General features: G+C 55.3%; 4 protein-coding genes. 3 read left to right on the top strand and 1 reads right to left on the bottom strand.

The window, feature by feature from the left end; translation table 11 throughout:
* Positions 1 to 102: 102 nt before the first annotated feature.
* Complete coding sequence (locus tag AC3Y2E_RS34435; RefSeq protein WP_379217936.1) at positions 103 to 939, bottom strand: DUF2599 domain-containing protein; 837 nt, start codon at positions 937 to 939, stop codon at positions 103 to 105.
* An 883-nt stretch (positions 940 to 1,822) separates the two neighbouring features.
* Between AC3Y2E_RS34435 and AC3Y2E_RS34430 the strand changes: the two genes are divergently transcribed.
* The 3 genes from AC3Y2E_RS34430 (at position 1,823) to AC3Y2E_RS34420 (ending at position 6,879) form a co-directional block, all read left to right on the top strand.
* Complete coding sequence (locus AC3Y2E_RS34430; RefSeq protein WP_379217934.1) at positions 1,823 to 3,031, top strand: MFS transporter; 1,209 nt, start codon at positions 1,823 to 1,825, stop codon at positions 3,029 to 3,031.
* A gap of 243 nt (positions 3,032 to 3,274) precedes the next feature.
* Positions 3,275 to 5,104 carry an ABC transporter ATP-binding protein gene (locus AC3Y2E_RS34425; RefSeq protein WP_379217931.1) on the top strand — a complete coding sequence of 610 codons (1,830 nt, stop codon included), beginning with the start codon at positions 3,275 to 3,277 and terminating at the stop codon, positions 5,102 to 5,104.
* The gene (locus AC3Y2E_RS34420; RefSeq protein WP_379217929.1) at positions 5,092 to 6,879 is read left to right on the top strand and encodes an ABC transporter ATP-binding protein; all 1,788 of its coding nucleotides are present in this window, start codon (positions 5,092 to 5,094) and stop codon (positions 6,877 to 6,879) included. The genes AC3Y2E_RS34425 and AC3Y2E_RS34420 overlap by 13 nt, the downstream gene beginning before the upstream one ends.
* Positions 6,880 to 7,287: the final 408 nt, after the last annotated feature.

Raw genomic sequence — 7,287 nt, 5'->3', positions numbered from 1 at the left:
AAAGGAAATATAAATTGGTCTGAAATGATCAAATTCAATATTATGCATCAATTTTTTTCTCCCTTTATTATTATCAATTTAATTTCGCTATCTAGAGATTATTTAATCCCAAATCCCTGACCCAGGATTACAAAAATCTACTACCGTCCCCGTCCAACTGTAATCTGGTCTGGATGGTTCGATATTCCAAGGGTTTTTATTTGAAGCATAGTGTACATGACAAAGAAGTTGATCCTCCAATCCACTTGCATTACTCCAATTCGGACTCCCACTATGCACTGCTACGACTTTATCCCAAGCATCTGCGGCTCTTATTCCAATATCCCATTGAGTTGGTCCTTCATAGAAATAATTTGTATGATTTAGGCTTAAAGATAAAGGATAATCAGAATCTCTAGTAATCCATTCAAAACTATTAAAATAAGTCGAATAATAAGTTGTTTCAGTGCTTAACACCATTTGATATGGTTCGGTACGATTGGTACCTTTAACATTTAGCCTCAATGTATTAGCATCGGTACTTGCAGTTACATTTTCGGGGTTTTGTTCTCCATCAAGGGTGACAGAAAAAATACCAATGGATTTACCTTCTTTATTATAAATGTTTCCGACAGTACCTGTCTTACCTTCTTTATTTTTATACAACTTCAAGTATTCCTCATTACTGGACTCAAATGGAATCTCAATAACTGTGTCAGTAGCAGAAGCAGAAACTTTAAAAGTATGTTTTAACTTATTTTTTTCTTTTGATTGTTGATAATCAAATACCTTTGCATTATCGTTTTTAACTTTAGGTGCTAGAACTCGAAGGCTGTTTTCTTGCTTTACATTTTGTAAAGTTTGTTCAGGAAGATTATTCGCAGACACAAAAGGATTCCCTTGTACTACAGTCGCACAAACACAAGAAATTAACAAGACTTTTCCTAATATTTTATTCATAAATTCCCTCCATTCCTTATATTTGGATAATTATACTACAGGGTATAAAGTACCATATATTTTAAAATATGTATTTAGTACATAGTCACTATATCGGTGGGGTCCATTTTGTAATAGATATAGTTCAGTAGACTCAATAGATTTTCCCAATATACATACGCGGCATTAACGAATATATGTTCTTCCGACACTAAATGCTGCTTCTTGTCGAATACGACTTGGAACGGCCTGCTAACACTTCTACACATTGAATCGACAGCCTCGTTTGTACCCTCTATTTGGTCCGAAACTGGTTTGGATAGCAAAATAAGAGCGGTTTGTAGCTCTTAAAATCCGCGAAAGTGGTGTAGAACCCACCAGTTGGCTGAAATAAGGGGTGCAAACCGCCTTTAATTGCTTCGGTTTCCCGATTCCGCCGAAAATAGAGGACGCCAAAGACTCTTATGGTGGTTGGACCGGCCGCGATCGTCCAGTGAAACACTGCGCACCGGGAGCTGCGTACGGTGCCAAACGCGATCCTTTTCCCCCGGCGTTTATGTGCAGTTTGGCTACAATCATTTTCTCCTCTACCGGATTGTTCCAAAATCGCTATAATGATAGGTATTGTATGAAGCGGGATATCATCCGCTTCTCTTCATCCCCTGCGTTCGGCTGAGAGGCTGCGGCGCGCTTGGATGCAACAAGGATACGACTCTAAAATAAACAGGCATATTCGCACGCAAAAGAAATCCGGCCGTCCCCCCCCGCTACTCGTTATTGCTGTTATTGCAGATGAGCCGCCAAAACGGGCAACCGGCGGCCGATGCTTTTATATGTGATATCGTCTGCCGGAAAGGCGGAAATCGCTCCGATGACTGTTCGCGCTTCACAGGTTTATATCCTTATGGAATTCGTTTCGTCGCTGGCGAATACGATTATGTTTACAACGTATGCCCTTTACTACATTACGACACTGGGCCTGAATCCGTTCGAGCTGCTCTTGGTCGGGATGGTGCTGGAGCTGACCGTGCTGATCTTCGAGGGAATTACCGGGGTAGTGGCGGATACGTACAGCCGGCGGCTGTCGGTGATCGCGGGGATGTTCGCGCTGGGATTCGGCTTCGCCCTGCAGGGCGTCATCCCTTGGCTGGATGCGCTCGGGCTGGCCGTCCCGGCTATCGCCTGGCTGCTGTTCTCGCAGGTCGTCTCCGGAGTCGGCTACACGTTTATAAGCGGCGCCAACAAGGCGTGGATTACCGACGAGATCGGCGAGGAACGGGTCGGGCGGCTGTTCCTCCGGGCGAACCGGCTCAGTCTGGTCGCCACCTTGATCGGCATCCCGGTCAGCGTCGGGTTATCCGTCGCGGGGACGCATCTGCCGTATCTTACAGGAGGGCTCCTCTACATCGGCCTCGGGCTGTTTCTCATTCTCCGCATGAAGGAGACGGGTTTTGTCCGGCCGGAGCGTGAAGGGCCGGCCTCGCCTTTGCGGGAGATGACCTCGACATGGATCGCCGGCGCGAAGGCGGTGCGGGGGCAGCCGATTTTGCTGATGATGGTGGCCGTTACGGTATTTGGGGGAGCGGCTTCGGAAGGTTACGACCGATTGTGGGAAGCTCATCTGATTACCGGGATCGGTTTCCCGGCGAGTCCGTCGATGCCGATGGCGGTCTGGTTCGGGATCATTTCGGCGCTGATCGCTTTCCTCAGCCTGTTCGTGGTCCGGTTCGCGGAGAAACGTCTCGACGTGAGCAACAAACGCGTCGTACTCGTCGGCATGCTCGTGTTGACCGGACTTCGAATCGTCGCGATCGCTTCGTTCGCCTTGGCGCCGAATTTTGCCTGGGCGCTCGGCTCGCTGCTTGCCGTTGGGATCATCGGGACGCTAAGCGGGCCAATCTATGACACATGGCTGAGCCTGAATATCGAGAGCAAGGTGCGGGCGACCGTGCTGTCGATGCTCGGTCAGGCGGATGCGCTGGGCCAGACGGGAGGCGGCCCGCTGGTCGGCTGGGTCGGGCACCGGTTTACGGTCCGGGCGTCGCTGCTTGTGGCGGCCGCGCTGTTGTCGCCGATCCTGGTCGTGTTCACCCGCGCGCTCCGCAAACGATAAAAGAGACAACAGGAAGCACATCTGGACAAGCCGGAAGCTTCTTGTTGTCTTTTTTGCATGGGCATCAAATAAAAAACACCGGAGCACAGCCTTCCTCGAGGCTTGCCAGTGTCTATGGCGTTTCCTGTCTTTGATTCCGTTTTTCCCTTGAGTGTATTATAACACAGAAAAAAAATATCGAAACAGTCTGTTCATTCCTCATTTTTCCTAATATAGTAAATGTATTCTTGGGGAGGGGTGCCTTTGAGAGAAGGATATTTCGACAGGAAGACGAGTTGGCGGGACATAACGGACAACCTGCGCTGGGCGCTAGCTGTCATTGCCCGATCGGCGCCTTGGCCTGCAGCGGCATTGATCGGTTTTGCTTTGCTCGAAGGGATCTCGCCGGTGCTGACAATTTACGTAACCCAGCATCTCATCGACGGAGTCATTCAGGCGGCGGGAGCGGGCGGCGGATCGTTCGCGTCTGTTATGCCGTGGCTGCTTGCCTTCGCAGGCACCCTGCTGCTGACCGACGAGGTCATCTGGAAGCTTCGCGATCCGAGTTCGACGAGACTGATCCAGCGGCTGGAGCATACGCTTGGTCGCAAGCGGCTGGTTCACGCCTCGCAGCTTCCGCTCCTCTTTTTTGAAGAGAGCGCTTCCTATGACAAGCTGTCGAGAAGCGACAACCCCGGAAGGAAGGTCGCCTACTTTTTTACGTACACGCTGCTGCTGATAAAAGCGGCGATCAGCGTGGTCGGAATCGCCGGCTTGTTCTGGAACGTATCGCCATGGCTTGCCGTCGCACTCGTGGTTGTGTCGATTCCGCGGGCGATCTACGGCGCGAAGAAGTCGCAGAGATGGATGAGCTTTACATACGATCAGACCGAGGAGCAGCGAAAGGTCTCGTATACGGACGGCCTGCTGACCGGCCGGGCGGAGCAGAAGGAGATGCGGGTATTCGATCTGGCGGAGCCGCTCTCGGACCGTTGGATCTCGATGCGCCGGGAGCAGCGGGCCAAGGCGCTGAAGATCAAAACGAAGATGGAACTGGGCGGTATCCCGTCCAACGGGCTGTTTTGGGTGACGGAGGTTGCGACCGTCGTGCTTATGGCGCTTTGGCTCGGACCGCAGCGGATTACACCGGGCGTGTTCATCTCGTTGTTTCGGGGAGTGAGCCAAATGGACACTGCTGCCGGGCAAATCAGCTTTGCGATCGGGATTACGCAGGTTCATTCCATCGAGACCGGCTATGTGCGCGATTTTCTGAACGTACCTGTACAGGCTGCTGCGGCAGGAGAGGGGATGTTTCCGGCCAGATTGCAGGAGGGCATCCGGCTGAACGGGGTGAGCTTTACATATCCCGGCCGCGAACGTCCGATTCTGGACCGGCTTGATCTGCATCTGCGGCCCGGCGAACGGGTCGCCCTGGTGGGGGAGAACGGGGCCGGCAAAAGCACGCTGGTCAAGCTGCTGCTCGGGCTGTACAAGCCGGACGAAGGGACGATCACCGCAGACGGAACCGATTATGCCGACATCCCGGCGGAGCTGCTGCACCTGAACGTAACGGCCGCTTATCAGGACTATTACAAATTTTCGTTTACAGCGGGGCAAAGTATCGCCCTGGGAGATCCGGCGGTGTTCGCGGAGGATGCCGAGGCGGGTAGGGAGAAGGTCATCTCGGCGTCCCGGCGAGGCGGAGCGGCTGAATTTATATCCGGTTTGCCGAAGGGTTACGACACGCCCGTCGGGCACTTGTTCGAGGGCAGCCAGGGGTTGTCGCAAGGGCAGTGGCAGCGCATCGCGATTAGCCGGACATTTATGAGAGACCCGCAATTGCTTATTCTTGACGAGCCGACGGCTGCGCTCGACGCGAAGGCAGAGGCTGAGATCTACGAGCAATTTGTAAACGGCATCCGGGATCTCGTGGTGCTGCTCATCAGTCACCGGCTCGGTTCGGCCAGACTGGCCGACCGGATCGTCGTTCTGAGGGAAGGGCGGATCATCGAGGACGGCACCCATGACGAATTAATTGCCGCTAACGGCTCATACGCCCAAATGTGGGAGGTGCAATCCCAATGGTACCGGTAAAACGGCTGGCGACTCTCGTTACGTTGTTCCGATTCATGAAGTGGATGATCGCGACCGATCCGCTACGGGCTTTACTATCAATGGGATTAAACGCGGTCAGAGGCGTATTTCCTACCGTGCACGTGTTTATTACCGCCCGCATATTCAGTGAGATTATTCATGTGTACGACGGAACGGCCGGGACCGGCCCGCTGATGGAATGGATCGCCATCTGGGCGGCGCTTACGCTGGTTCAGCAGGCGATAAATCCGATCGAAGCAATCTTCACGGAGCAGCTTCGTCAGGAGATGGAGGATCGGCTGCTCCGGCAACTGCAGGGCAAAGCCGGTCGTCTTCGGCTCGAGGCGTTCGAGCGGGCCGACTTTCACGATTTGTTGAAGCGCGCCCGCAAGATGGCGGAACCCGGGCAGTTTCACAATTTGATCATGGATTTTTACAATACGACCACCGGATTCATCCGAATCGTCTCGATCGCCGCGCTTATCGGCGTCTGGAACGTATGGCTGCTGCTCGCGATTATCGTCGTTGCGCTGCCTGACTCGGTCGCCAGCTTCGTGCAGGCGAAATCGGCTTTTTTCCTGAAGCGGAAGCAGACGGAGCCGGAGCGGATCATGAACTACTTGTCCCGGACGGTAACGTCCAAGGAGGCGGCGAAGGAAGTGCGGACGTTCGGGTCGGCCCCGGCGCTGATCCGCTGGTGGGATAGGCTGTACTGGCAGGTGGCCGATACGCTGTACCGGCAGGAGCGCAGCCAGCAGTCCGTCCGTGCGGGACTTTCGGCGCTGGGGGCGGTTGGCCTCGGAGCCGGCGTCGCCTGGACGGCCTGGACCGTCTTGCGGGGCGAATTGTCCGCAGCCCAGTTCGGCGCTACGCTGTTTGCCCTGCAGACGTTAAAGGATAACGTCGGACGGGTCACCGGGCGATTCGGCTATTTTCGCGACAAGCTGCTTTGCATGGAAGATTTGTTCATTTATTTGGATTTGGGGCCGGAGGAACCTGCGGGCGGGGAGGAGCTGGCGAGGATTGGAGACATCCGGGTGGAGAACGTCTCTTACCGGTATCCGACGAGCGAGAAAGACAGCTTGACCGGCATTTCGTTTACGCTGCGCGAGGGAGAGCGGATCACGCTGATCGGCAGCAACGGCTCCGGCAAGACGACGCTGGTCAAAGTGCTGCTCGGCCTGTACCAGCCGGTTGCGGGCAGCGTTTATTACGGCGGCCGGGACTTGTCGCGTCTCGATTTGAAGCAGCTGCGCATGCGGTCCGCCGCGGTGTTCCAGGACTTTATCCGCTATGCGTTCACGCTGCGGGATAATGTCGGCTTCGGCAAGGCCGATCAGGCCGCCGATATGCAGGCGGTGCAGCAGGCGTCGGCGCTCGGCGGCGCGGACGAGGTGGCGGCCGGCTTGCCGTCCGGCTTCGAGACGCCGCTCACGCGCAGATTTACGGGCGGCACCGATCTGTCCGGCGGCCAGTGGCAGCGCGTCGCGATCTCCCGGGCGTTCATGCGCGACGCACCGCTCGTCGTGCTGGACGAACCGACGGCCGCGCTCGACCCGAAGGCCGAGACGGACGTGTTCGAGCGGTTTGCGGCGATGGCCGGCAGCCGCACTGCGATCCTGGTGTCGCACCGGCTCGGGATGGCTCGGCTGTGCGACCGGGTCATGGTGCTGCAGGACGGCAAGCTGGCGGAGCTCGGCACCCACGAGGAGCTGCTCGCCGCGGGCGGCGAGTATGCGCGGATGTGGGGACTGCAGTCGCAGTGGTACAAGTGAGCCGGCCTGCGGCGGTTGGACTGTGCCGCTGCGGGAGGTGCGGACGGCGGCGGTAGCAGGCCGCGCCGTAGGCCGCGCCGTAGGCCGCGCCCGCGAGGCGAGGTCCGCGCAGTAGCAGGCTGCGCCACACCACGCCGCTGCGCGTGGCCCCCGGCCGGAAGCTGCGCGCAGCTCCGAATGCGCCCCAGCCTACGGCCCCGAGTTTGCGGGCGACGGGGCGGGCCGGCGCGAATAGAAGCGATTTGCAGCTTCTATTTGCTGCAAATGGCCGGAATCGGCGGTGATAAAGCACTAGCGTTGCATCAAAGTTTTCAAATAAATTTTCATTCAATAATTTACTATTAATGTAATTTAATGATGTATTTTCGTGGACAAAAAAATGGAAATCCTCTATTGTTGAGTTCCCAA

It is taken from the genome of Paenibacillus sp. MAH-35 (genome assembly GCF_058135425.1).
Note: the sequence above shows the minus strand (reverse complement) of the source record. Positions and strands in the feature narration are given on the sequence as shown.

Coding starts and splice junctions, on each gene's coding strand:
- AC3Y2E_RS34435 (WP_379217936.1), bottom strand. CDS start 939: ATGAATAAAATATTAGGAAAAGTCTTGTTAATTTCTTGTGTTTGTGCG.
- AC3Y2E_RS34430 (WP_379217934.1), top strand. CDS start 1,823: ATGGAATTCGTTTCGTCGCTGGCGAATACGATTATGTTTACAACGTAT.
- AC3Y2E_RS34420 (WP_379217929.1), top strand. CDS start 5,092: ATGGTACCGGTAAAACGGCTGGCGACTCTCGTTACGTTGTTCCGATTC.